The organism is Arcobacter sp. (assembly GCF_050300555.1).
Taxonomy (GTDB): Bacteria; Campylobacterota; Campylobacteria; order Campylobacterales; family Arcobacteraceae; genus Arcobacter.
Map to the genome: position 1 here is coordinate 1 of NZ_JBNKXY010000363.1, position 542 is coordinate 542.

The 542-nt window shown below is 29.7% G+C and carries 1 pseudogene; it reads left to right on the forward strand.

Annotated features, from left to right (window positions below):
- Nucleotides 1-530 (forward strand): annotated as a pseudogene (locus ACQY5W_RS13515) (ferredoxin); the annotation flags it as partial.
- Between the last annotated feature and the right edge of the window lie 12 nt (nt 531-542).

Consider the following 542-nt stretch of genomic DNA (forward strand, 5'->3'; position numbering starts at 1 on the left):
ATATTGCAAATGAAGTTTTAGGTGATGATATTGAATGTACGATTGAATATACAGAATTACTTCCTATTTCTTCTGGATACAAAGCAATTGAGTTTGATAAGTTGCCAAACTATTTTGGAAATGATAGAGTTGAGTATCGAGGATATGATTTAATTGTAAATGAAACAAGCAAAAAAACAGAAGTTTCAGATGCAAATATTGAGCTTTTGGAAGCTGCTGAAAATGAAACTATTATTTATAGAGCAAATCCAATTAATCAATTTAATGAGTTTACAGCAATTGCACATGAATTTGCTGAAAATTTACAATCAGGGATTTTTGCTTCAAAAGAATTACTTGAAAAATTAGAACTTAGTGAAGGTGATAGTGCGTTAGTTAATTCAAACGGTGTTGAACTGAATTTAAATGTTTACTGTGATAATCAAATCGCAGGGGATATTGCATATGTTTCAACATTCCAAAAAGATTTAGATACGCGAAGCTTATTTGACACATACAGATATAGTAAAGCTGTAATTAAAAAGACATAACATGGAAATAGG